This is a genomic window from Flavobacteriales bacterium (assembly GCA_021296215.1).
Classification (GTDB): Bacteria; Bacteroidota; Bacteroidia; order Flavobacteriales; family ECT2AJA-044; genus ECT2AJA-044.
The window spans coordinates 2,148-2,700 of sequence record JAGWBA010000127.1; the positions used below are offsets into that span (position 1 = coordinate 2,148).

At 54.1% G+C, this 553-nt stretch carries 1 protein-coding gene; it reads left to right on the forward strand.

Annotated elements, in window-relative coordinates; all coding sequences use genetic code 11:
• On the forward strand, nucleotides 1-553 hold a 553-nt coding region (locus tag J4F31_12410), incomplete at both ends, for an alginate export family protein (GenBank protein MCE2497355.1).

Sequence of the window (553 nt, forward strand, 5' to 3'; positions counted from 1 at the left end):
CTCAATGCTTACTATTTCGGATTGAACGACCAACGGAGTGCCACCGTCGGCAGGCACAGAACGTTTTCGACGTTCGGAACCAGACTCTATGATGACCCGAAACCAGGAAGAATCGATTATGAAATCGAGAGCGTCGTGCAGACGGGGAAAAAAGGCCATGTCAATCATTTTGCCCATTTTCAGCACATTGATGTCGGGTACACGCTGGATCTCCCCTGGTCGCCGCGATTTCTGATTCATTATGACTACGCCAGCGGGGACCGGAGCGCGCATGATAGCCAGAGTTCGGCTTTTGATACACTGTTTGGCGCACGACGTTTCGATTATATGCCGACCGGAAATTTCGGACCGTTTTTTCGGTCGAACTTCAGTTCGCCGGGATGGCGGGTGATTGTGGTTCCGTGTCAGGGTTGCGAAGTACAACTCAAACACCGGGCGTGGTATCTCGCGACCTCGAGAGGCGCGTTCGGACGCAACGGGCTGCATGACCCCACGGGCGGATCCGGAAATTTTCTCGGCCATGATCTCGAGTTGCGGGCTCAGTGGAAAACCA